The organism is Micromonospora sp. NRRL B-16802 (genome assembly GCF_001279555.1).
In the GTDB taxonomy this organism is placed as follows: Bacteria; Actinomycetota; Actinomycetes; order Mycobacteriales; family Micromonosporaceae; genus Micromonospora; species Micromonospora profundi.
Genome location: NZ_LGEB01000024.1, coordinates 122136 through 146154, shown reverse-complemented (window position 1 = coordinate 146154; position 24019 = coordinate 122136). Strand labels below are relative to the sequence as shown.

Annotated in this window: 20 protein-coding genes and 1 pseudogene; 13 read left to right on the top strand and 8 right to left on the bottom strand. The window is 71.1% G+C overall.

Annotated elements, in window-relative coordinates:
• The first annotated feature begins 72 nt into the window (after positions 1-72).
• Positions 73-474: a hypothetical protein gene (locus ADK66_RS05445; RefSeq protein ID WP_053652778.1), complete on the top strand. Its 402-nt coding sequence runs from the start codon at positions 73-75 to the stop codon at positions 472-474.
• Between the two features lie 30 nt (positions 475-504).
• Here ADK66_RS05445 and ADK66_RS05440 read toward each other — a convergent pair whose 3' ends face one another.
• Complete coding sequence (locus ADK66_RS05440) at positions 505-1962, bottom strand: aminotransferase class V-fold PLP-dependent enzyme (protein WP_157552255.1); 1458 nt, start codon at positions 1960-1962, stop codon at positions 505-507.
• A gap of 166 nt (positions 1963-2128) precedes the next feature.
• On the opposite strand from ADK66_RS05440, the gene ADK66_RS05435 reads away from it, so the two are divergent.
• From ADK66_RS05435 to ADK66_RS05415, 5 genes are all read left to right on the top strand, one after another.
• Positions 2129-3307, top strand: coding sequence for a glutathione-independent formaldehyde dehydrogenase (locus ADK66_RS05435; RefSeq protein ID WP_053652777.1), 1179 nt, complete (start codon positions 2129-2131; stop codon positions 3305-3307).
• A 612-nt stretch (positions 3308-3919) separates the two neighbouring features.
• Positions 3920-5467, top strand: coding sequence for a multiple monosaccharide ABC transporter ATP-binding protein (mmsA, locus tag ADK66_RS05430; protein WP_053652776.1), 1548 nt, complete (start codon positions 3920-3922; stop codon positions 5465-5467).
• Positions 5464-6762 (top strand): multiple monosaccharide ABC transporter permease, encoded by a 1299-nt coding sequence (mmsB, locus tag ADK66_RS05425; protein ID WP_053652775.1) that lies wholly within the window; start codon positions 5464-5466, stop codon positions 6760-6762. Before mmsA ends, mmsB begins: the two co-directional genes overlap by 4 nt.
• A 57-nt stretch (positions 6763-6819) precedes the next feature.
• Positions 6820-7923, top strand: a complete 1104-nt coding sequence (locus ADK66_RS05420) for a sugar-binding protein (protein WP_053652774.1) — start codon at positions 6820-6822, stop codon at positions 7921-7923.
• Between the two features lie 98 nt (positions 7924-8021).
• Positions 8022-9284: an ROK family transcriptional regulator gene (locus ADK66_RS05415; protein ID WP_082377238.1), complete on the top strand. Its 1263-nt coding sequence runs from the start codon at positions 8022-8024 to the stop codon at positions 9282-9284.
• 50 nt (positions 9285-9334) lie between these two features.
• Here ADK66_RS05415 and ADK66_RS05410 read toward each other — a convergent pair whose 3' ends face one another.
• Positions 9335-9682, bottom strand: a complete 348-nt coding sequence (locus ADK66_RS05410; RefSeq protein WP_053652773.1) for a hypothetical protein — start codon at positions 9680-9682, stop codon at positions 9335-9337.
• 88 nt (positions 9683-9770) lie between these two features.
• Between ADK66_RS05410 and ADK66_RS05405 the strand changes: the two genes are divergently transcribed.
• From ADK66_RS05405 to ADK66_RS05395, 3 genes are all read left to right on the top strand, one after another.
• A complete protein-coding gene (locus ADK66_RS05405; RefSeq protein ID WP_231639910.1) occupies positions 9771-10736 on the top strand; it encodes an ATP-binding cassette domain-containing protein in 966 nt (321 codons plus the stop codon).
• Positions 10733-11557 (top strand): ABC transporter permease, encoded by an 825-nt coding sequence (locus tag ADK66_RS05400; RefSeq protein WP_231639909.1) that lies wholly within the window; start codon positions 10733-10735, stop codon positions 11555-11557. Before ADK66_RS05405 ends, ADK66_RS05400 begins: the two co-directional genes overlap by 4 nt.
• A 144-nt stretch (positions 11558-11701) precedes the next feature.
• The gene (locus ADK66_RS05395) at positions 11702-12058 is read left to right on the top strand and encodes a hypothetical protein (protein ID WP_053652771.1); all 357 of its coding nucleotides are present in this window, start codon (positions 11702-11704) and stop codon (positions 12056-12058) included.
• Between the two features lie 86 nt (positions 12059-12144).
• On the opposite strand, the gene ADK66_RS05390 is transcribed toward ADK66_RS05395, so the two are convergent.
• The 6 genes and pseudogenes from ADK66_RS05390 to ADK66_RS05365 form a co-directional block, all read right to left on the bottom strand.
• Positions 12145-12417 (bottom strand): hypothetical protein, encoded by a 273-nt coding sequence (locus ADK66_RS05390; RefSeq protein ID WP_053652770.1) that lies wholly within the window; start codon positions 12415-12417, stop codon positions 12145-12147.
• A gap of 108 nt (positions 12418-12525) precedes the next feature.
• Positions 12526-15222 (bottom strand): annotated as a pseudogene (locus ADK66_RS05385) (DUF5682 family protein); the annotation flags it as partial.
• Positions 15219-16331 (bottom strand): AAA family ATPase, encoded by a 1113-nt coding sequence (locus ADK66_RS05380; RefSeq protein WP_053652768.1) that lies wholly within the window; start codon positions 16329-16331, stop codon positions 15219-15221. The gene ADK66_RS05380 and the pseudogene ADK66_RS05385, both read right to left, overlap by 4 nt.
• A gap of 15 nt (positions 16332-16346) precedes the next feature.
• Positions 16347-17756, bottom strand: coding sequence for a VWA domain-containing protein (locus tag ADK66_RS05375; RefSeq protein WP_053652767.1), 1410 nt, complete (start codon positions 17754-17756; stop codon positions 16347-16349).
• Positions 17753-19144, bottom strand: coding sequence for a hypothetical protein (locus ADK66_RS05370; protein WP_053652822.1), 1392 nt, complete (start codon positions 19142-19144; stop codon positions 17753-17755). Before ADK66_RS05370 ends, ADK66_RS05375 begins: the two co-directional genes overlap by 4 nt.
• Complete coding sequence (locus ADK66_RS05365; protein WP_197281429.1) at positions 19144-19611, bottom strand: hypothetical protein; 468 nt, start codon at positions 19609-19611, stop codon at positions 19144-19146. Before ADK66_RS05365 ends, ADK66_RS05370 begins: the two co-directional genes overlap by 1 nt.
• Positions 19612-19937: 326 nt before the next feature.
• Between ADK66_RS05365 and ADK66_RS05360 the strand changes: the two genes are divergently transcribed.
• The 4 genes from ADK66_RS05360 (at position 19938) to ADK66_RS05345 (ending at position 24003) form a co-directional block, all read left to right on the top strand.
• Positions 19938-21044: a hypothetical protein gene (locus ADK66_RS05360; protein WP_231639908.1), complete on the top strand. Its 1107-nt coding sequence runs from the start codon at positions 19938-19940 to the stop codon at positions 21042-21044.
• 102 nt (positions 21045-21146) lie between these two features.
• Entirely contained in the window at positions 21147-22196 is a 1050-nt protein-coding gene (locus tag ADK66_RS05355; RefSeq protein ID WP_053652766.1) for a nitronate monooxygenase, read from the top strand.
• A gap of 65 nt (positions 22197-22261) precedes the next feature.
• The gene (locus ADK66_RS05350; protein WP_053652765.1) at positions 22262-23350 is read left to right on the top strand and encodes an SRPBCC domain-containing protein; all 1089 of its coding nucleotides are present in this window, start codon (positions 22262-22264) and stop codon (positions 23348-23350) included.
• A 14-nt stretch (positions 23351-23364) separates the two neighbouring features.
• Complete coding sequence (locus ADK66_RS05345; protein ID WP_053652764.1) at positions 23365-24003, top strand: hypothetical protein; 639 nt, start codon at positions 23365-23367, stop codon at positions 24001-24003.
• Positions 24004-24019: the final 16 nt, after the last annotated feature.

Here is a 24019-nt window from a genome sequence, read left to right as displayed (position 1 = left end):
CGAAAGCTCGCTCGAAACCTCGCCGTAACGTGCGAGCTGCTGGTCTCTGTCACAAGGAAGTGGGAGTCAGTCATGAGCGACGCGTCGACGGCGCTGGGTGTGCGCCTCTACCCGGACCTGGTCGAGCGGGATGGCCTGGCCCCCGCGCTCATCGAAACCGCCACCGCGCACCAGCTCGACATCGGCCGGGTGACAGCCCCCGACCAGGGACGGGCCCGGTTCACCTGCGCCGAACTGCACTCCGGCCAGGGAGTCGTCTGCGTCGGGCTCGGCTCACAGGCCCGGTACTTCATGGTCGATCTCCGGGTCGACGGTGAGGTGCAGGCCCGGGGCGACGCCATGGACCTGCTCCAGGTCGCCCAGATGGCTGCGGCCTGGCACGCCGGGGCGACGCTCGCCGAGCTCACCGCCCGGTTCCCGTTCATGGAGGAGACGAAGCGGCACACCGCCGCGCCGGTCGCCCAGGTCAGCTAGCGACACCCCGCCGCCGGGCCGCGCAACCGGTCAACAGCGCAGCCGGGGCGGCAGGGGCGGCCCGCTCGTGGCGTCGCGGTCCAGATAGGTCGACTCGACGAACGCGAGAAACCGTTGCGCGTCGTCCGCCGTGGACACCAGCCCGAACGAGACGCGAACCGCGCCGCCGATCGGCAACCGCAGCGCGTGGAGGTACTGGTCGATCGAGTCGAGCCGGGCGGGCACCCGTCGCCGCAGCAGGCCCCGGCTGATCCCGAACGCCTCCTCGCCCGCGCCCGGATTGCAGAAACAGCCGGTCCGCAGCAGGAATCCGGCCGAGGCGGCCTCCCGCGCGACCAGCCGCTCGTCGACAAGAGTGCCGTCCGGGCGACGGAGGTTGAACGTCACAGTGGCACCCCGACCCTCGCCCGTCACCGGCCCGTACACCTGAGCCAGCGGCTGGCCGGTGCCGTGCCGCAACGCGGTCAACCGGGCCAGCAGCCACTCGGTGAGCAGCCCGACCCGGGTGTGCACGAGGTCCACGCCTATCGAGTCGAGCCAGCGCAACCCGAACTCCACGTCCGGGATGCTCAGGAAGTTGAGAGTGCCGTCCTCGAACGCCGACTCGTCGTCCATCGTGCGGTGCCAGTCGCCCTGCACGCTCACCGCGCGGATCGTGCCGCCGGAGAACCACGGCCGGCGCAGCCGGGCCAGCGCGTCCCGACGGGCCAGCAGCGCGCCCACGCCGGTCGGATACCCGAACAGCTTGTACCAGCTCAGGCAGACGAACTCCGGTCGTACGACGCTCAGATCCAGCCGGTTCGTCGGCGCGAACGCGGCGGCGTCGAGCAGCACGTCGTAGCCGTGCTGGTGGGCCAGCTCCACCCAGCTCAGCGGATGCTGCACCCCGGAGAAGTTGCTCTGCGCCGGGTACGCGAACAGTCCACGCCGGGATGGGCGACCCGACAACCCGGGAAGCCGACGATGGCCGGCGTCCAGCACCCGCACCAGATCCGACTCGGCGACCCGCAGCTCCGGGCCGGCCAACGGCACGTACCGCACCGGCGCTCCGGCTGATCGGGCGTACTCGCGGATGCCGTTGACCGAGTTGTGGTTGTCCCAGGTCAGCGCCAACGGCGACGACCGGCCGAAGTCGTACGCCTCGCCGACCAGCCGGCACGCTCCGCTGGCGTTCGGAGTGAAGACGACCGCGTACTCGGAGGGGTCGGCACGGAAGAAGTCGAGCACCGCGCGGCGGGCCGATCCCACTGTCGCGCCGGAGGCCACCGAGGTGGGGTTCTCCGAGTGCGGGTTGCTGTACAGGCCGGCGAGCAACCTGTCGTGGTGGGCGCGTACCTGCGCCTGCGCGGCGACCCCCGCCCCGGTGTAGTCGAGATAGACCCGGCCGCCCTGGTCGAGGTGCCGGTATTCGGTGGCGCGCAGCTCGTCGAGCCGGGCGGTGTCGGCGTACCCCCGCATGGCCGTCGGTGTGCTCTGCTCGGTCGTCATGGCGAAGGCCCCGATCCGGTCGGTGACGTGTCCGCCTGAATATCGTGCCTCGCCGATGCGATGTCTGTCGCGACGCCGACCTGCGCGCACCCCGGCTACAGGTTGCATGATCGCGCGGGCGGCGGGAAGACCGGCGTTTCTACGGTTACCGCGCGAGGGGGTCGGGATGAGAGCCGTCGTGTACGCCGACGTGCGGTCCGTCGCCGTGCGGGAGGTGCCCGACGCGACGCTGGAGGCGGACACGGACGCGCTCGTGCGGATCACCTCCACCGCCATGTGCGGCACCGACCTGCACATGTACGACGGGCGCACCGGCGCGGACCCCGGGCTGGTGCTCGGTCACGAGCCGCTGGGCGTGGTGGAGCAGGTGGGCAGCGGGGTGCATACCGTCCGGCCGGGCAGCCGCGTGGTCATGCCGACGCACCTGTTCTGCGGTACGTGCGTCATGTGCGCCCGAGGGCTCTCGGCGGCCTGCCTGCGGGCGCGCGCCGAGGGGCCGGGTGCCGCGTACGGCTACGCCGGGATGGGCCCCTACCGGGGTGCCCAGGCCGACCTGCTGCGTGTGCCGTGGGCCGACGCGAACTGCGTGCCGTTGCCGGGGGAGCCGGGTGACGCGTACGAGGACGACTTCGTCCTGCTGGCGGACGCGTTCGTCACCGGCTGGCACGCCGCCTCCGCGCTCGCCGACGTACAGCCCGGCGACACTGTGGCAGTGTTCGGCGCCGGAACGATCGGCCTGCTCAGCGCCTACTCGGCGCTGATCCGGGGCGCACGGGTGGTGTACTGCGTGGACGGCGTCGACGCCCGGCTCGACAAGGCCGGTGAGATCGGCGCGGTGCCTGTCGACTTCCGACACGGTGACCCGGTCGAGCAGATCCGCGCCGACCGCGCCCGTGCCGGGCTGCCGCTGGGCGAGGAGAAGCTGGGCGGGATCGACAAGGTCATCGACGCGGTCGGGTTCCAGGCCCGTAACCGGGAACGCCCCGACCAGGAGCGCCCCGACCAGGTGATCGCCGACGCGGCCCGGTTGGTGAATCCCGCCGGGGCGATCGCTGTCGCCGGTGTGTACCCGGAGAGGGACCTGCATCCCCGCCCCGGGGCGAGCAGCCACGAGGACCTGCGCGCCCCCTGGGGAACGCTGTTCGGCAAGGGTGTCGCGGTGCGGTTCGGGCGTACGCACGACCGCCGCTACACGGTGCTGCTGCGCGACATGGTCGTCGCCGGCCGTGCCCGACCCAGCGTGATCGTCACGCACCACGGCAGCCTCGCCGACGCTCCGGAGCTGTACCGCAGCTTCGACCGGCGGGAGCACGGAGTGATCAAGGCGGTGCTGCACCCGAGCTGACAGGTCGCGGCGTCACCGGGGCCCGGTTCGTTGCGGAGAGGTCGCTCCCGCGCCGACGGCGACCGGGCTCGGGCGTGGTCGTCCGATGCGTGGGCCGGGCAGACGGGCACGATCGGCGCAGCGGGGGACAGCGTGTCACGACGGGGCTTCGGAGCGCCGTGAGATGACGACTGCGGGGCACCGATCCTTTTCGATTGGCCGGGCCAACGGAGTTATCGATAACATCGAAATATTCTGATGTAGCGCCGGTGGCGCATACCGCCGCTGGGTGGGCTGGCGCGCCTTGGTGGCCGCCGGCCTCCGGCTGCCTCGCGCCCGGCGGCCATGGGTCCTGCCTGGTGGGAGCCCGGTGGTCGAAGATCGGTTTCGATCAAGGCGCGAGCGTGGGTTCCGCGGGGCGCACGGCTGCTGTTAGCGGGCGGCGAGGGGCTCCTGGGACTGCTGGTGCACGTGAACAATGGATCACGTCAATATTGCCGGATTGTTACCTTTTCAACAGTCCCTCGCCTTGCAGATCGGCCGTCCGCCGCAATACGTTGCCGACAACAACAAAACCAAGTGAAGGTCCAACCTTCCGGAGGCAACGATGACGTTGGCGAGGTGGTACGAGCGATGAGCGACGTGCCGATCCTCCTTGAGATGCGTTCCATCACCAAGGAGTTCCCCGGAGTCAAGGCCCTCTCCGACGTCAACCTGGTGGTTCGCGCCGGCGAGATCCATGCCATCTGCGGCGAGAACGGCGCAGGCAAGTCCACGCTGATGAAGGTCCTCAGCGGGGTCTACCCGCATGGCACGTATGACGGCCAGATCATCTACCAGGGGTCGGAGAGCAGGTTCTCCGACATCCGGGCCAGCGAGAACGCCGGCATCGTGATCATCCACCAGGAGCTCGCGCTCATTCCGGACATGTCGATCGCCGAGAACATCTTCCTCGGCAACGAGCCACGCAAGTGGGGCGCGATCGACTGGAAGGCCGCGAACCGGATGGCGTTGGACCTGATGGCCCGGGTCGGCCTCCAAGAGGACCCGGACACCCTGATCAAGGACATCGGGGTCGGCAAGCAGCAGTTGGTGGAGATCGCCAAGGCGTTCGCCAAGGACGTCAAGCTGCTCATCCTGGACGAGCCGACGGCCGCGCTGAACGAGGCGGACTCGCGGCACCTGCTCGACCTGCTGCGCGGCTTCCGCTCGCGTGGCATCACCTCGATCATGATCTCGCACAAGCTGAACGAGATCGAGGCGATCGCCGACCAGATCACCATCCTGCGCGACGGCCGGACGGTGGAGACGCTCGACGTCAAGGCCGACGGTGTCGACGAGGACCGCATCGTGCGGGGCATGGTCGGCCGCGAGCTGGGCAGCCGGTTCCCGGACCACACCCCGAAGATCGGCGAGGTCTTCTTCGAGGTCCGCGACTGGAACGTGCGGCACCCGATCTCCGCCGAGCGGCAGGTCTGCAAGAACGAGAGTTTCGTGGTGCGCCGCGGCGAGATCGTCGGCTTCGCCGGCCTCATGGGCGCCGGCCGCACCGAGCTGGCCATGAGCGTGTTCGGCCGCTCGTACGGGGTGTACGAGTCGGGCACGATCATCAAGGACGGCAAGGAGATCGTCCTGAAGTCGGTGGCCGACGCCATCGACCACGGGCTCGCGTACGTCAGCGAGGACCGCAAGGCGATCGGCCTCAACCTGCTCGACGACATCAAGGCGTCCACGGTGGCCGCCAAGCTGTCCAAGATCTCCCACCGGGGCGTGCTGGACCAGGTGGAGGAATACAAGGCGGCCGAGGCGTACCGCAAGGAGTTGCGGACGAAGGCGCCGACGGTCGACGAGGGCGTCTCCAAGCTCTCCGGCGGCAACCAGCAGAAGGTGGTGCTGGCGAAGTGGATGTTCACGGACCCGGACCTGCTGATCCTCGACGAGCCGACGCGCGGTATCGACGTGGGTGCCAAGTACGAGATCTACGGCATCATCCAGCGGCTCGCCGACCAGGGGAAGGGCGTCGTCGTCATCTCCTCGGAGCTGCCTGAGCTGATCGGGCTCTGCGACCGCATCTACACCGTGTTCGAAGGCGCCATCACGGGCGAGATCGCCCGGGCCGATGCCACACCGGAAAACCTCATGAAGCAGATGACCTCTACGAAGAAGATGCTGACACGATGAGCCGATTGAAGGACCTTCAGAAGAACCTGTTCGGAGGGACCACCTCCAACGCTCGCCAGTTCGGGATGATCTTCACCCTGGTGGCGATCGTCGTCCTGTTCCAGATCCTCACCGACGGCCTGACGCTGCGGTCGGACAACCTGATCGCGCTGTTCCAGCAGAACTCGTACATTCTGATTCTGGCCATCGGCATGCTCATGGTGATCGTCGCCGGGCACATCGACCTCTCGGTCGGGTCCGTCGCCGCCTTCTCGGGCATCCTCGTGGCGAAGGCGATGGCCGACTGGTCACTGCCCTGGCCCCTCGCCATCCTCTTCGGCCTCGGAGTCGGTGCCCTCATCGGTGCCTGGCAGGGCTTCTGGGTGGCCTACATCGGGGTACCGGCGTTCATCGTGACCCTGGCCGGCATGCTGCTCTTCCGCGGCGGCAACCAGTTCATCGGTAACGCCAACACCATCCCGGTGCCCGAGGGCTTCCGGCAGATCGGCTCCGGCTTCCTGCCCGAGTTCGGGCCGGACACCGGCTACAACAACGCCACACTGCTGCTCGGCCTCGCCGCGGCGGTGGCCGTGGTGTGGCGCGAACTCCAGGCGCGCAAGACCCGCCGCGAGATGGACGCCGACCCGGCGCCCATGTGGATCTCCATCCTGCGGATGGGTGTCATGGTCGGGGTCATCGCCTTCGCCGCGCTGCGCTTCGCCAGCGGTCGTGTCGGCACCAGCTTCCCGATCTCCGGCATCATCCTTGTCGCGCTCGTCATCGCGTACTCCTTCTACACCCGCAACACGGCAGGTGGCCGGCACATCTACGCGGTGGGCGGCAACTCCCGGGCGGCCGAGCTGTCCGGCGTGAAGCTCAAGCGGGTCAACTTCTTCGTCATGATGAACATGTCCGTGCTGGCAGCGCTGGCCGGCATGATCTTCGTGGCCCGTTCGGCGGCCTCCGGTCCGCAGGACGGCAACGGCTGGGAACTGGACGCGATCGCCGCGGTCTTCATCGGCGGCGCGGCCGTCTCCGGAGGTATCGGCACCATCAGCGGGTCGATCGTTGGTGGTCTCGTGATGGCCGTGCTCAACAACGGCCTGCAACTGATGGGCGTCGGCACCGACCGCGTCCAGATCATCAAGGGGCTGGTCCTGCTGCTGGCCGTCGCGATCGACGTCTACAACAAGAGCCAGGGTCGTTTCTCGATCATCGGAAGCCTGATGCGGCCATTCCGTCGCGAGGAATCCGGACCGCCCGCCTCACCGCCGGACGCGGAGCGCGAGCCCGCCAAGGCAGCGGTGTCCGGCTGAACGGCCACCGACCCTCACCACCCGTCTCCACCCTTTCCAGAAAGGCAAGTCCTCACCATGCGTAAATCCTTCGGCACGTCGGTGGTGGCCATCAGCGCCGCCGCCATGCTGGCCCTCGCCGGCTGCGGCTCCGGCCGCAGCGAGGAGTCCGGTGGCTCCAACGGAGACGCCAAGGGCTTCGCGGCGAACTCGCTGATCGGCGTCGCCCTGCCGGCCAAGACCTCGGAGAACTGGGTCCTCGCCGGTGACCTCTTCAGCAACGGTCTCAAGGAGGCCGGTTTCCAGGCTGACGTGCAGTACGCCGGCGCGTCGACCACTGTCGCCGACCAGCAGGCTCAGATCACCGCCATGGTGACCAAGGGCGCCAAGGTCATCGTCATCGGCGCGACCGACGCCGCTCAGCTGTCGACCCAGGTCGCGGCGGCCCACCAGGCCGGCGTCAAGGTCATCGCCTACGACCGGCTCATCACCAACACGCCGGACCTCGACTACTACGTCGCGTTCGACAACTTCAAGGTCGGCCAGCTCCAGGGCCAGGCCCTGCTGGAAGGCATGAAGGCCAAGAAGCCGAACGGCCCGTACAACATCGAGCTGTTCTCCGGCTCGCCGGACGACAACAACGCCGGTGTCTTCTTCAACGGCGCCATGGACGTGCTCAAGCCTGAGATCGACAAGGGCAACGTTGTCGTCGCCTCGAAGCAGACCGACGTCAAGCAGACCGCCATCCAGGGCTGGAAGGCCGAGGGTGCGCAGGCCCGCATGGACCAGCTGCTCACCTCGACCTACGGCAACAAGGAGCTGGACGGCGTCCTCTCCCCGAACGACACCCTGGCCCGCGCGATCCTGACCTCGGTCAAGGGCGCCGGCAAGCCGGTCCCGGTCGTCACCGGTCAGGACTCCGAGGTCGAGTCGGTCAAGTCGATCGTCGCTGGCGAGCAGTACATGACGATCAACAAGGACACGCGGAACCTGGTCAAGGAGACCATCAACATGGTCAAGGCTCTCCAGGCCGGTGACAAGCCGCAGGTGAACGACACCTCGTCCTACAACAACGGCAGCAAGGTCGTCGAGACGTACCTCCTCCCGCCGGTCGCCGTCACCAAGGCGAACGCGGCCGAGGCGTACGCCAACGACCCGAAGCTCGCGCCGCTCACCAAGTAATTCTGTACCGCAGGTAACGCGATGGGTCCCGGATCTCCTGTTCCGGGACCCATCGTCGTTTCAGCACCACAGGTAACGACCCGGAAGGAGGTCTGACCGTGGCAACACCCGCACGGTCCGGACCAGCCGGCGTCGGCCGTAACCTCGAATCCCCACTGCAGTCGGTTCCCGGCGCGAGCCAGGAGGAGATCCGGCGGCAGAACCTCGGCGCCGTCCTGCGCTACGTCCACCTGCACGGACCGACGTCCCGGGCCGAGCTGACAAGCCGTCTCGGCCTCAACCGCAGCACCATCGGTGCCCTGGCTGCCGAACTGACCGCCAGTGGCCTGGTCACCGAGGAGGTGCCGACCACCGCTCGCCGCGCCGGTCGTCCCTCGCTGGTGGTCAGCCCTCGCTCCGACCGCGTCTACGCCAACGCCCTGAGCATCGACGCCGACCGGCTGCGTGCCGCCCGGGTCGGCCTGGGCGGGCGCATCCTCGACCTGCGCGAGGTCGTCCGTCCCGGTGGCATGTCGGCGATCGACGCCGTCGGCCCCCTGGCCGACCTCGTCCGCGACATGGAACGCGCCGTCGCACCCGACACGCTGCTTGTCGGCGGCGCGGTCGCCGTCACCGACACCACCCGTGATCCGGACGGCCGCATTCGGATCGCAAGCGTCGACGAGAGTCTGGGTGCCGCCCTCGACGCCGAGTTCGCCCCCGGCCCGGGTTTCGTGACCGGTGACCTGGCCGACATCGCGGGCCTCGCCGAGCACATCCGAGGCGTGGCAGCGGACGTCGACGATCTCATCTACCTGCACGGCGACGTGGGCATCAGCGCCGGCATCATCGTCGCCGGACGGCTGGTGATGGGCCACCAGGGTCACAGCGGCAAGGTCGGCCACATGGTGGTCAACCCGAACGGTCTGCCCTGCGGCTGCGGCTCGCGCGGCTGTTGGGAGACCGAGGTCGGCGAGGCAGCCCTGCTGCGCCACGCCGGCCGGGACCCCGGTGACCGCGCCGCTGTGGCCGAGGTGCTGGCAGCGGCGGCCGACGGCGACCCGAGGGCCAGGGAGGCCGTCGAACAGGTCGCCGACTGGCTCGGCTTCGGCGTGGGCAACCTGGTCAACGTCGTCAACCCGGATGCCGTCGTGTTCGGCGGATCGCTGCGCGACGTCTTCATCGCTGGCGCGGACGTCGTCCGGCGGCGGCTGGACACCATGCCGCTGCCGGTCTCCCGCGAGCACCTTCGGCTCCAACCGGCGGCCCTCGACGAGAACGCCGTCCTGATCGGCGCCGCCGAACTGGCCTTCGACAAGCTGCTGGCCGACCCACTCAACGTCGGCGTCGCAGGCCAGGTCGGCTGCCCCGAATCGGCCTAGCGCCTGCCGCGTGCCTTGCCTGCCCGGACGCCGCCTGAGAGGCCCGACCGTTACGCGGGACCGGGCAGTTCCTGAACCACGCTGGTGCCGCTGCCTGGCCGCGACTCCCAGGACCAGGTCTCGTGCAGACTCAGCCGGCCGTCGGCCAGCACCGTCACCTCGGAGACGCAGTGCCCGGAGGACGTCTGTCCCTCGGCGTTGAGCTGGACGTAGCGGAAGTCGAGCCGGTCGCCCTCGCGGGTGCCGACGAGGTAGCCGCGGCGGATGGACCCCCCGGCGTACTCGGCCCACACCTCGCCGGCCCGCTCGTGGTACGCGAAGACCGTCTCCGTGCCCACCTCACCGGCCACCACATCCGTCTCGGCGGCGAAACGCCGACCGTCCAACGACATCGTCATGCCGCCGAAGGTACTCGATCAACTGTTCCCGTACTTCTTACCGTATGTTGTACGTTAGACGCCTTCGATGCGTCGGAAGGGGATGGATGTGACAACGAGCGGTGCGGCGATAGTCGCGGAGGGGCTACGGAAGCGGTATCGGGACCGGTACGCCCTGGACGGCTTCGACCTGCGGGTGGACGCCGGGACGGTGTGTGGCCTGCTCGGCCCGAACGGGGCCGGCAAGACCACGTCGGTACGGATCCTGTCCACCCTGCTGCGACTGGACGGAGGGCGGGCCGAGGTCGCCGGCTTCGACGTGACCCGCCAGCCCGACCAGGTGCGCTGTCGGATCGGCCTGGTGGGGCAGCACCCCGCGCTCGACGAGGCGCTCAGTGGCCGGCAGAACCTCGTGCTCTTCGGCCGGCTGTTCCAGCTCGGTCGCCGCCGAGCCGGCCAGCGTGCCGACGAGCTGTTGGAGCGGTTCGGCCTCGCCGACGTCGGCGAGCGACCGGTGACCACATACTCCGGAGGCATGCGTCGTCGCCTCGACCTGGCCGCCGGCATGGTCCTGGCGCCTGCCGTGCTCTTCCTCGACGAGCCAACGACGGGGCTGGACCCACGAGGCCGTAACGAGGTGTGGGCCTCGATCCGGGAGCTGGTCCACGCCGGCACCACCGTGCTGCTCACCACCCAGCACCTGGACGAGGCCGATCAGCTCGCCGACCGGATCTGCGTGGTCGAGACCGGTCGCGTGATCGCCGAAGGCACCCCGGACGACCTCAAGGCCCGGCTGGGCGGCGACCGAGTCGAGGTGGTCGTCGCGGATCCAGCCGACCTCGCCGCCGCTGCCGCTCAGGTACGCCGCATGGTCGACGACGAACCGACAGTCGACGTGGACCGCCGAGCGGTCAGCGTCGGCGTCGGGCATCGACCCGGTGCCCTCATGGAGGTGCTGCGGGCGCTCGACGCCGCGCAGGTCACGGTGGCCGACGTCGCCCTTCGTCGTCCCACCCTGGACGACGTGTTTCTGCGCCTCACCGGGCGCGGTGTCGCCGAGGAGGTGGCAGCGTGAGCGTGACCCTGCCCTCGACGGTGGACCTGACGCCCGGCCGACCCGCTCCGCTGGCCGACAGCGGCACGCTCGTCTGGCGCGGCCTGGCCCGGTGGCGCCGCGATCCAAGCCCGTTGATCGCTTCGCTCGGTTTCAACATCCTGATCGTGCTGATGTTCGCGTACCTGTTCGGCGGGGCGTTGCAGGTGCCCGGCGGAGGCAGCTACCGGGAGTTCCTGATGCCCGGCATGTTCGTGATGACCATGGTGTTCGGCATCAGTCTCACCACGATCGCCGTCGCCGAGGACCTGGAGCGCGGGGTGACCGACCGGCTTCGTTCGATGCCTGTCGCACCACTTGCCCCCCTCGTCGCCAGAGCCGTGACCGACATGCTGTTCGCCGTGGTCACCCTGGCGGTGCTGCTGGTCACGGGCCTCGCGGTGGGCTGGCGGGCGCACGGCGGGACCGGCGCCACGCTGGGCGCGGTGGGGTTGATCCTGCTGTTGCGGTTCGCCCTGGTCTGGGTCGGCATCTTCCTCGGCCTGGTCACCCGCGGTCAGTCGGCCGTGGTCGCCGTCCAGACCCTGGAGTTCCCGCTCGGCTTCCTCTCCAACGCGTTCGTCGCACCGGCCACCATGCCGGCCTGGCTCGGCGCGGTGGCCGAGTGGAACCCGCTTTCGGCGACCGTCGGGGCCGCCCGCGAGCTGTTCGGCAACCCCGGCTGGGGCGGCGACTCCTGGGCGGCGCAGCACTACCCCTGGTTGGCCGTGGCGTGGCCGATAGTGCTGGTCGCCGTGTTCCTCCCACTCTCGGTCGCCCGTTACCGGCGGCCGGCCGGCTGAGCAGCGGGCGGGTGCGCCCCCGGTGGGCCCAGCCACCGGGGGCGCGGTCGGTCAGCCCTCGGGACGCGAGCCCTGCCCGGGGGCGGCCTGGCTACTCCGGCCGGCTGGCAGGTGCAGCGAGCAGTCGCCGACAGCCTGGAAGGCGTGCACGCCGGTCTCGGCGAGACCATCGGCACCACCGCCGCGTTCGGCTTCGCCATCGCCCTGCTGGTCTCCGGCCTCGCCTCCACCAGCGTCGGCACCCAGGTCATCCTGAGCTTCGGCATCCCGTTCGCGCTGATCCCGGTGGTCGCCTTCACCCGCCGCCGCGACCTGATGGGCTGGTCAACCACCCGCTCACCACCGCCGCCGCATTACTCGTGGCCGTGCTGGTGGTCGCGCTCAACGCCTTCCTGCTCTGGCAGGTCGTCGCCGGCTGAACCGGCCGGTCGGTGGCGTCGCCGTGCGGCGCGAGCGACACCAGCCAGCGGGCCGGGCCCGGCCCTCTCCCTGACGCGGTGATACCTGTGAGTCATCTTGATGACTCACAGGTATCACGCCCACGAGGGCGGCGGAGACGGCCGACAGGCCCAGACTCACATCGCCGGTCAGGTTCGGCGGCCCTCGTCGCGGGTGGGGATCTCCTGGCGCTGTTCGAGAGCGTCCGCCGGGTTGGCGTCGGCCGGAAGGGTTGTGACCTCCTCGAGCGTTCCCGCCGGCAGGGCGCCCTGCTCGGCCAGATCCGCCTCGGACGCCTCCGGGTCGACGTCACCCGACATCCGGTCCGGCGGCCCGTAGTCGACGGCGTTCTGCCGTTGCTCAAGGGCGTCCGCCTCCGGAGGAGGAAACGTTGCGTCCTGTTCGTCCCGGTACGTGCTCATCGGAGCCTCCTGCCCGGCGGGTGTCGACATGACGCCGGGCCACTGCCTACCCGGCGTCGCCGACCACATGCCCGGAGATCACATCGCGGCCCCACGCCCACGCTGAGTCAGGAGCGCGTTCACGGCCTCGGCGGTCTCGGGGTGGGCGGCCAGCAACGCGCCCACCAGACGCTGTGGCGCGGCAGCGGTGACCGCGCCTGTAGGGGCCGGAGGTGCCAGCCATGGCGGCACCCAGGAATCCAGCTCCGGCAGCGCCCCCGGGAAGATGCGCCCGGCCTCACGGACCAGCAACGGAACCAGCTCCGGGCCCTGGTCCCGCAGTGTGGTGATGAGGGTGGGCAGCCAGGGCAGCAGCACCGGGTCGGGCAGCTGGGCGAAGGCTGTGGACATCGTCTCGACGACGAACGGCGCCAACCCGGGCACCGGCTCCAGCGCGTGGACGAGCCCGGCAAGATACTGCGGGAAGGCGGGCACCACCAGCGGATTGGCCAGCAACTCAGCGCACCGGACCCGCAGCTCGACGAGGGGCAGCAGGCCGAGCTGGTGCTGACCCGCCCAGAGCAGGGCGACCTTCGCCGGCGCCGTCGGATGTGACTGCGCGACGGCCAACTCCAACTGGTGCCTATCGCAGCCCAGTGACAGGGCCAGGCCCTCCATCGAGAACAGGAAGCCGAGCATCGCGGCGACCTGCCGGACCTCCGTCTCCTCCGCCGTCACGGCGGTCGGCAGCAGGGTGCAGTAGTGCGCGTACCCGGTGGTGACGAACGCCTCGCACCAGGCCGGCAGGCTCGGCGCGGTGGCCCGGTAGTGAGCCAACAGCCGACGGATACGCCGCAGCACGTCCGGGGCGCCGTCGACGGTGCGCTCGGCGGCGAGCAGGTCTACCGCCCGCGCGCCCAACTCGTCGACCAGGCGCGGGCTGCCGAGCAGCCGGATCGCATCCTCCACTGCGGCGAGCGCACCGGCCGCGGTGGCGTCGGGGCCGCGCACCGACCGGCGTAGCCGCTGCTCCAGGACCTGCTCGACTGTCACACCCTCGTAGCCCAGCTCGATGAGCGCGCGCTGGTGGTGACCGAGTGCCAGGTCCCAGCTCTCCTGGATCGAGCGGTGCCCGAGCCGGCGCTCACCCATGATCGGGCGAACCGCGGCCGGTGGCAGCAGGTGCCGAAGGATCCACAGCAGGTCCGAGCAGGGGGCCAGCTCCGGGTGACCGGTCAGATCCAGCAGCGCCCGTTGGACGGACCGCTTCTCCAGGGCCAGGCCGAGCGGCTGGAGCCGGTCGAGGACGTCGCGGGCCAGGGGCGGGAGGGCGTCGTAACCGACCTGACCGACCCGGTCGCCGCCCAACAGGATCTCGCAGAGCCGCCGCACGTCCCGCCGGCCCGGTACCACGTCCTTCTCGATGCAGGTGACAGCCGCGTCGGCGAAGTCGTACGGGGTGGGTCGTGCCCGATTGCGCAGACCGGCAAGCAGGACCGAGGTCTCGAAGACGGCTATCGCGTCGGCGGTGCTGGCCAGGTATCCATTGCGGCGGGCCAGACGGACGATGTCGACGCACCAGCCGCGCAACTCCGCCTCGTCGAGGCCGTCCAGGGCCGGCGGTGCGGAGAGAAAACCGGTGAGTACGTCGCTGACCGGGCCGTCGACAGGGGAGGGCGCCGCCGGGGCGCGGCCCCGCCGGCCCCGGGTCGCCGTGGCCCGTTGACCCTCCAGCCGGTACGGGGACAGCCGGTGACGGCTCACCGCCTTCGCCCACGTCGCCGCCGCGATCGACACCGAGCCGGGTGCCAGGCCGAACTGCGCCTCGATCGCGGAGTGACTGGACGGGATCAGCCCGTACCGCCAGCGGGTGGCGGTGCGCGGGGTGATGTCGAAATCGGCGGCGACGGAGTCCAGCCCGAACTGCTCGACCCGGCTTGCGGCGTGGAAGGCGCCGCAGACGTAGAGGCATTCGGAGGGATCGACGCCGGAGGCGGCAAGGTGTTGGCGCATTCGCGTCCACATGTACCGCTCGCGGTCCTCGTCACGGTCCAGTCGGTCCGCGGCGGCCGGGCGCAACCGCCGGAACAGGCTGCCGATCAGCACCATCACCTGGCGGTAGGTGTCGTAGTCGGCGTCGGCCAGCGGGCCTTCGACGTACTGGTCCCACCACTCCGACCAGTGCCGCACCTTGCCGTGGTGCAGCAGGTACGCCTCCAGCTCCGCGAATCGGGGCCGCAGGTCACCGATCTCCACCCCGACGGCGTCGCCGTGCAACCCGGACTCTTCGCCGGTCTGCGCGGCCGGCACGGTGTCGCCGCCCTCGGCGGTCGGATCCTGGCGCGGCGACCACTGGAAGACGTGGTCGGTGGAGCGGTCCACAAGCACCAGCTCCACACCGGGGGTCTCCAGCGCGTACGCGATGGCCTGGTATTCCGCCGACGCCTCCGTGACGGGCGCGACCACACTGAGCGGCCCCCAGTCGGCGGGGAAACCGGACAGCTCCGACGCGAACGCCTGCACCGCTACCGGCAGACGGCAGTTGCGCAGCTCGCCGAGCAGTGGCTGGAGATCCTCGCACAGCTCCAGGTAGATGACCCGGGGTTGCTTGGCCCGCAGTCGGCGCACCATGGCAAGCGCGGACGCCGGTGAGTGATGGCAGACCGGGAAGATCTCCAACCGCTCGCCGAGGGCGCGGTCGACGTCGTCGACGATGCCCGCGAGGATCGCACCGAGCGCGTCGGGGGAGCCCGCGAACGCGGACGCCGCGTCGGTGAGCTGCTCGCGCAGCGCGCCGAACGTGCCGGTGACGGTCGGTGCGGTCACGACAGGGACGCGATCGCCTGGCGACCGCCGTCGAGGAAGCCCGCCCACCCGTCGGCGTCCTTACGCGCGCGGGGCTCCACCACGCCGTGCAGGTACTTGTTGAGGATCGCCAGGTCCTCCGGGGTGCGCCGGGCCAGCGAGCCGACCAGGGATCCGGCGATCGTGGCAGCCCGCAGCGTACGGTCGCCGAAGAACTGGCTGTGCAGGATGGCGTCCTCCAGTACGCCGATCTGCTCGGCGGTGGACAGCGCCGACTCCAACTTCTCGTCGTCGCTTGTCGCGGCGGCGGCACCGGCCCGCAGGTCGGCGAAGCTCTGCAGCAGGATGTCGAGCAGCGTGGGCGGCACGTCCAGCTCGATCTGGTGCCGGCGCAGCAGCTCCTCGGTACGGAAGCGGACGATCTCGGCCTCGCTGCGCTTGTTTGTCACCACCGGGATCCGGACGAAGTTGAACCGCCGCTTGAGCGCCGAGGAGAGGTCGTTGACACCTCTGTCGCGGCTGTTCGCGGTCGCGATGATCGAGAAGCCGGGCTGGGCGAAGACGATGTTGTCGTGGTCCAGTTCGGGGATGGCCACGTACTTCTCGGACAGGATCGAGATCAACGCGTCCTGCACGTCACTTGTGGAACGGGTCAGCTCCTCGAAGCGGCCGACCACGCCCTGCTCCATCGCCGTCATGATCGGCGACGGGATCATCGAGTCCCGGGACTGTCCCTTGGCGATCACCATGGAGACGTTCCACGAGTATTTGATGTGGTCCTCCGTGGTGCCGGCGGTGCCCTGCACGACAAGTGTCGAGTTGCGGCAGATCGCGGCGGCCAGCAACTCGGCCAACCAGCTCTTGCCGGTGCCGGGGTCACCGATCAGCAGCAGGCCGCGATCCGAGGCCAGTGTGACGATGGCCCGCTCGACGAAACTGCGGTCGCCGAACCACTTCTGCGGGATCTCCCTGGACAGGCCGTCGGCCCGCTCCGAGCCAAGGATGAACAGACGGACCATGCGTGGGCTCAGCCGCCAGGAGAACGGCTTCGGGCCGGTGTCGACCGACTCGAGGAAATCCAGCTCGTCGGCGTACGTGACCTCGGCGGGGGCGCGCAGCATCTCGGACATGAGGGGGTTGGTCTCCTAGGTGAGGAAGTTCTTCAGCTCGACGACGAGTTTGCGGATGTGCCCGGAGATGACCGGGGTGCCCTGGTCCTTGAGGCGCTGCCGGAACCAGGGGTTGACGCTCTGCTGCCCGGAACTGCTTACCGAGCCGACCGGGATGACCCGGGCACCGGAGCGGTGGACGGCCTGTAGACCGTCGAAGACCGCCTGGTTGTTGACCTCGTAGAAGTCGGAGATCCACACCAGCACTGTGTTCTTCGGCTCGGCGATCTTCGGCCGGGCCAGCGCCAACGCTGCCGTGCCGTCGGTGCCGCCGCCCAACTGGGTACGCAGCAACACCTCGAACGGGTCGTGCACCCATGGCGTGAGGTCGAGTGCACGGGTGTCGTAGGCCACCAGGTGCACGTCGACCTTCGGCAACCCGGCGAAGATCGACGCGAGGATCGTGCAGTTGACCATCGAGTCGACCATGGAGCCGGACTGGTCGACAACGACGATGAGCCGGGCCGGCGTGGTACGCCGGGCGGTCTGCCGGTAGTAGAGCCGGTCGACGTAGAGCCGCTCGTCCTCCGGGCTCCAGTTGGTCAGGTTCTGCCAGATGGTCCGGTCGAGGTCAAGGTTGCGGAACACCCGCTTGGGCGGCACCGACCGGTCCAGTGCGCCCACGCTGGTCTGCTGCACCTGCGTACGCAGCACCTCGGCCACCTCGTCGACGAAACGCCGGATCAACGCCTTGGCGTTGGCCAGTGCCACCCCGGAGAGGTTGGCCTTGTCCCGCAGCAACTGCTCGATCAGTGACATGCTCGGGGTCAATGCCTTGGCCAGCGCCGGGTCGGCGAGCACCTCCCGCAGGTGCATCCGCCGGACCAGGTCACCCTCCAGCCCCGCGAGGGTGGCACCCAGCCCACTGCCCTCCCGCCGCAGGTCGCCGGGCTCGGCCCCGAGGGCCTGCTCGAACCAGCCGGCGTCGGACTGCCAGCGGGCCAGCTGGGTGGCGCTGACCGGACCGGAGCCGGTGGCGAACACGTTGAGCAGCACCTTCGACACGAGCGCGGCCCGGCGCACTTCGGCCTCGCCCGGCCGGTAGGCCGCGCCGTCAGCAGGGCCGCCGGCACCGGAGCCGCTGTCAGCGGAACTGTCGGCAGCCGGGCCGTCGTCAGCAGAGCTGTCGGCGGCCTGCTCATCGTCGGAGGTGAGCAGTCCGCGCAGCTCCGCCCCGAGCGCCGGGAAGCGTTGCACGATGGTGTCCACCGAGACCGCCGGGTCCAGCAGGGCGGCGGGCAGCCCGAGATCGTCGACAAGAGCGACGCTCGCCGACTCCAGGCTCGGTTGCTCGTCGCGGTCGAAGAGACGTGACAGCAGCCTCCAGTAGAGGACCTGGCGGCGGTTGGCGTCGGCGGACCCGCCGGTGGGGATCGGCTCGGTCATCGGCGCAGCAACCGTCCCGCGCGCTCGCGCAACACGGCCACGGCATCGCCCGCCCTGGCCTCATCCTTGGCGACCTTCGGGTCGGTGACGCCGCACGCCCAGTCGCCGTTGTGCGCCTGCACCGTCCGCCGCTTCACAGTGGCGCGTACCGCGAACGGTTGGAGCTGCCACCGCCCGTCGTCCCAGCGCAGCAGGCCCAGGCAGGCGGACGAGGCGGCCACCAGCTCGGCCGTGAGGGGACCGGCGGCCGGTAACCGGTCGACGGCCAGGACGACCCGTTCGCCGTCCACCTCGATGGCGAGCGTCCCGTCCTCGTCGCGGAGCGGGGTGCCCTCGATGAGTACGGGCTCGCCGATGGCTGTCGGGTGTCTGTCCAGTGGGGCGGTCGTCGCCGCGACAGCCGCTGGGAGCAGCACCCGGGCGGTGGCGAACGGGTCCGCGGGCTCGTCGAGTTGGACCCGATCATCGACCCAGCCCAGGTCGCCGCCGTGCAGCGGCAGGTCGGTGACAGTCAGTGCCCGCTGCTCGGCCAGCGCCGTGAGCAGCATCGGGTGCGCCGACAGCAACCGCCAGACTGCCGGACCGACGATGGTTGCCACCTTCGCGGCGGCGACCGCCGTGCGGACCAGCCGCGGCTGCCCGCCGCCCGTCGGCTCCAGAACGGCGTGCAGTTGCACCTGCACGGCCGTGTCGTGGACGTGCAGGTCCACGCCGAGCGGCAGCAGTCGTCCGGAGACCCGTGGTGCCTCGTCGGTGACCTGGGTGCCCTCGGTGAGCAGCACGCCCCGGGCCCAGAGATCGGCCCAGCGCCGGGCCGGCACTTCCGCCATCGTGGCGATCGGTGCGCAGGCCCGTAGCTCGGCGGTCAGGCCGTCGAGCAGCACCGCGAGCCGACGGAGCGCCGGCACGGCAAGGGCGGCCTCGACCGTCGAGGCGGCGGAGGACAACAGTTCGTGGTCGACACCGCGCCAGCCGGCGACGGCCACCTCGTGCCACCACGCCCGCGCACCCGCGAGGGCGGGCAGCGCCTCGGCGGGTCGGACGGCCGGAGCCGTCCATGGCGACCGTGCCCGGGCCGCCGCCGTGTCGAACTGCGTCAGCAGGGCGTCGTGCGCCGCGCCGAGCAGCGCCGAGCGTGCTCCGGCGAGCGCGCCGAGGTGCTCCGGCGTGACCGACCCGGCGGTGATCGCGGCGACAGCCGCGGCGACCGGGTCGGCCAGCGGCGTGCCGACAAAGGCGTGGGCGAAGGCGGCCAGTGCCGCCCCGTCCCGCTCGCCGCCCCGGCCGAAGCCGTTGGTGAGGGCGTCGTCGAAGCCGGCGACCACGTCGAGCGTGTCGGCCAACCCGACCGGAACCTCGCGTAGCTGCGCGAGGTGCGTGCCGCGCATCAGCGGGTCGCCCCGGTGCCCGGGAACCACTGCAGCTCGGGAAGCGCGATAATGCTGCCCGCCAGCTCCAGGTACGACAGGTGGCGCAGGAAGCGACTGAACACCATCGCCGCCGAGGCCGGCTCGGGCTGGCCGTCGAGCCGGGCCAGCAGGTCCGCGCCGCCGGCCACCCCGTCGCCGATGTCGACCCGCAGGTAGCGTGCGACCCGGGCGCCGCCGTACTGGAGGAGCGCCTCGTCGGTGAGCGCCTGCAGGTGCTTGCACGGCGCGCCGCGCAGGCCGCCGCAGGGCCGGTTGTTGTTGGTGCTGCACTGGTAGGCGTGGGTGCCGGCGGAGATCGACGAGACGTAGACCCGCTCGATGTCCGACCCGCTGGACACGACGCCCTGCAACCGCCCGTCGGCCAGCTCGACGAAGGGCACCTTTGCCAGCTTGCGGGGCCGCGCAGGCGGCACCACCGCCAGCACGCTGCGCCGCCGCCAGCCGGCTCCGTCGGCGTCCGTCACGTCAGGCCCTCCCGCCATCGACAAACTCAGGATGATGCGCACGCCCGCCGGGACCCGGCGGCGCTGCGACGACACGATCATGGACTACGGGTACGACGAAACGGCCGCCCGCCATCGTCGGGGACGGCCCACCAGGGGCGGTGCGTGGCACCCCGGATCCGCGCCCGGGCGGAGCGTCAGTACGTCGACATGGGGTGTGGCGTGCGCCCCGATGGCCGTCGCCGGTGGTCGTGATCGGCCAGGATGGGCAGGTGGTCGGGTCGCGGCCGCGACGAGGAGGGCTGGCGATGCGGGTACGCGGGCGGTTGAGCTGGGGGCGGCGTGCCCGCGTCGGGGCGGCGCTGGCGGCTCTGCTCACCGGCCTGGTCCCACCGACGGTGCTGCTGACGCCGGGTGCGGCGGGCGCGGCGACCGGCGCGTCGGTGTGCCAGATCCGCGACGACCGGCTCACCGAGATCTCCGGGATGGTCGCCACCGACGACGGGTACGTGGTGGTCAACGACGGTGCCGACAACGAGGCCCGCCGACGGATCTTCTTCCTCGACGATCGATGCGCGGTGCAGCGGACGGTCAGCTACCCGTCCCGGCCCCGGGACACCGAGGACCTGGCGATCGGTCGGGACGGCACCATCTGGGTCGCCGACATCGGTGACAACGACCGTACCCGGGAGACGATCGGGCTGTGGCGGCTCGCTCCGGGCGCCGACCAACCGGTGTTGTACCGGATGACGTACCCGGACCGCCCGCACGACGCGGAGGCGATGCTGCTCGACGGCGAGGGCCGGCCGCTGATCATCACCAAGGGCGGCAGCGGCACCGGCTACCTGTACGCGCCGACCACCGCGCTGAAGCCGGACGGCACCACAGCTCTGGCGTTGGTCGGTCAGGTTTCCCTGCCGTCCACCACCACAAGCAACCCGTACTCGTTCGTCGGGCGCAACGTGATCACCGGCGGGGCGAGCGCCCCGGACGGCCGGCGGGTGGCGCTGCGCAGCTACGCCGACGCCTTCGAGTACGACGTGTCGAACGGCGACGTGGTCGCCGCGCTGACCAGCGGCACCCCTCGGATCGTCGCGCTGCCCGACGAGCCGCAGGGCGAGTCGATCACCTACAGCCGCGACGGACGGTCCCTGCTCACCGTCTCCGAGTCCGCAAGCCAGCCGGGCACCCGTCCGACGATCCTGAGGTATCCCGCCAGCAGCACGCCGACCCCGACGTCGCCACCCGCGGAGTCGGCCGCCGCAGCCCCGCCACCCACTGCCGGCAGTCCGGCGGCGCAGGCGAGCGGCCTCGACGTGAGGCAGTTCTGGCCGCTGATGGCCGGCGGGGGGACGCTGCTGGCGCTCCTCGCGGTGGGCGCGGTGCTGTGGCGGCGGCACACCCTCCGGCGCTGACGACCAGCCACCGGCGTACCCGCCCGGCCCGTCGACCGCTGAACCTGTCGTACGCGCGGCGGGCACGCCCCGACCAGCGAATCGGTGCGGCAGGATGGGTGGATGTCAGTGCTCTCCGCCCTGCGCCAGCCGATCGTCGCGGCTCCGATGGCCGGTGGCCCGTCCACGCCGGCCCTCGTGTCGGCCGTCTCCGCCGCCGGCGGGTTGGGTTTCCTTGCCGCCGGAATGATCGACACCGGGCGGCTGGTCGCCGACATCGCCGAGGTCCGCGCGCGTACGCGGCGGCCGTTCGGGGTCAACGTCTTCCTGCCCGGTGACGACGCCGTCGACGAGTCCGCCATCCGGGAGTACGCGCGGCGGCTCGCCCCGCAGGCCGACCAGTTCGGTGTGAGCCTGGGCGAGCCGGTGGGCGGCGATGACGCGTACCCGGAGAAGTTGGCGGCCCTGCTCGCGGACCCGGTCCCGGTGGTGTCCTTCGCCTTCGGGCTGCCCGATCGGGCAGCCGTGGCGGCCCTGCGCGAGCGGGGTACCGAGGTGTGGGCAACTGTCACCCGCCCCGACGCCGCCACGGCCGCCGCCGAGCTGGGTGTGGACGCCGTCGTGGTGCAGGGCACCGAGGCCGGCGGGCATCGCGGCGGCGTGCCGGATGACGACGACTACTCGCTGTTGCCGCTGCTCCGGCTGGCCGCCGCAGTTTGTGACAGGCCACTTGTGGCCGCTGGTGGCATCGCCGACGGCCCCGCTCTGGCGGCGGCGCTGGCCGCCGGTGCCGCCGCGGCCCAGCTCGGCACTGTGTTCCTGCGCTGCCCGGAGGCGGGTAGCTCGCCGCTGCACCGCGCGGCGGTGGCAAGCGCCGCACCCACCGCGTTGACGCGGGCGTACACCGGCAAGCGTGCCCGGGGTGTGGTGAACGCCTTCCTGCGTGCGCACGACGCGGCGGCACCGGCCGGCTACCCGCAGGTGCTGCACCTGACCCGCCCGCTGCTCGCCGCGGCCCGGCGCGACGAGGACGCCTCGGTGGTCAACCTGTGGGCCGGTCAGGCCCACCCGCTGGCCCGGGACGTGCCGGCGGCGCAGCTCGTCGCCGAGATCAGCGCCAGTGCACGGGCTGCGCTGGCGACGGCGGCGCAACTGTCGACGCGCTGGGGTTGACCGGCGCGTCCCGGGCAGGCGGGAGGGGCCCGACGCGTCGGTGGGCAACCCGTTAGAGTCTCGCCGTGATCGAGATCGACGCGCACGTCGACCTGTCCCACCCGCCCGACCGGGTCTGGCTCGCATTGACCGATCGGGAGCTGATCGGCCGCTGGTTCGCCGAGGCCGACATGGTCGAGGGAGTGCCGGACCGGCTGCTGCTGCACACTGCCGGACTGCCCGGCTTCGATGCCAACGTCGAGGTCGAGGTGATCGAGCGTCAGGTGCCGGAGCTGCTGGAGCTGCGCTGCGACGAGGCCGGTCGGCTCACCGAGCTGACCTGCGTGGTCACCCCCACCACCCAGGGCTGCCGGCTGAGCGTTCGCGAGGTCCCCACCCACGGCTCCTGGTCGGCGGAGCAGCACGGACCGCGTGAGCAGCAGCTCCGTCAGGCGTTGACAGTGCGCCTGCCGGCGATCCTGGACTGGCTCGCGTTCCAGCAGGTCGACCTGCGTCGCGGCGAGGCCGGGATGACCGCCGAACTGCCGTTGATCGGCGGGGTCGGCGCAGCGCGGGCACGCCGCCGCCGTCGGACGGTGGTCACCGCCCTGGTCGGTGTCGTTCTCGTGGCGGGGCTGGTGGCCTGGATGACGCTGCCGGGCGGGTCGAAGCAGGCCGCCGCGCCGGTCTCGTCATCGCCCACCGCGACGTCGGAGCCGACCGCCGCGACCGCCACGTCCACCGCACCACCGAAGGCGACATCGTCGGCGCGCCCGTCCCGGACCGCCGCGTCGCCCACCACCAGCCCGAGCCGCACCCCGACGGCGAAACCCTCGCGTACGCCCACGGCCGCGCCGCCCCCACCGCCGCTGACGGCCCGCTACGACACCGACTCCAGCCGGTTGTTCGGCTACACGGGCAAGGTGGTGGTCAACAATCCGGGCCGGGCACCGGCCGACCAGTGGTCCGTGGTGGTGACCCTCGCCGAGGGCAGCAGCGTCGACGAGGTCGAGGGCGCGGAATGGCGGCAGGACGATCGGGCGATCACCTTCAGCGGGCCGGCCGTGCCGGCGGGCGGGTCGCGGACGATCCGCTTCGACGTCCGCGACGGCCGACCCAAGGCCAGGGAACCGGTGGGCTGCACGGTGGACGGCAACCCGTGCGCGGGCCTCTGACCTAGGCTCTCCACATGGCACTGCTGCACCGGGCGACGCTGCGCCCCTCGAAGCTGGCCCTGCTGACGACCTGGCTGCCGGACCGACAGTGGTACCAGGGGCCGGCCGGGCTCGACGTGGTGAGCTCGGGCGCCTACCGCTTCGACGACCCGGCCGGCGAGGTCGGCATCGAGACGATGCTTGTCGGCGTCCCGGGCGGGCCCGTGCACCAGGTGCCGCTGACGTACCGCGCCGCGCCCGTCGACGGCGCGGACGCTTGGCTGGTGGGCACCACCGAGCACTCGGCGCTCGGCCGGCGCTGGGTGTACGACGGCTGCGGCGACCCGGTCTACGCGGCGGCGCTGGCCCACGCAATCCTTGCCGGCACCGGCCAGGCCGAGCAGTATTTCGAGGTCGACGGTCGGCGCGAGGTGCACGAGCCGACGATGACGGTGGTCGCCAGCGGCGCCGGGGACAACAGCGTGCGCCCGGTGGGCGACATCCGTCGGGTGGTCGACGGGGACAGCACGATCATCGTGACCGACTCCGTCGAGCTTGTCGTCGTCCGGCGACCCGCGGAGGACGGGGCCGCGGGCGCGGCCGGCGCCACCCTGAGCGGCAGCTGGGCTGGGCAGCCGACGACAGTGCCGCTGGCGTACGCCCGGACGCTCTGACGCGGCAGGAGCCGTG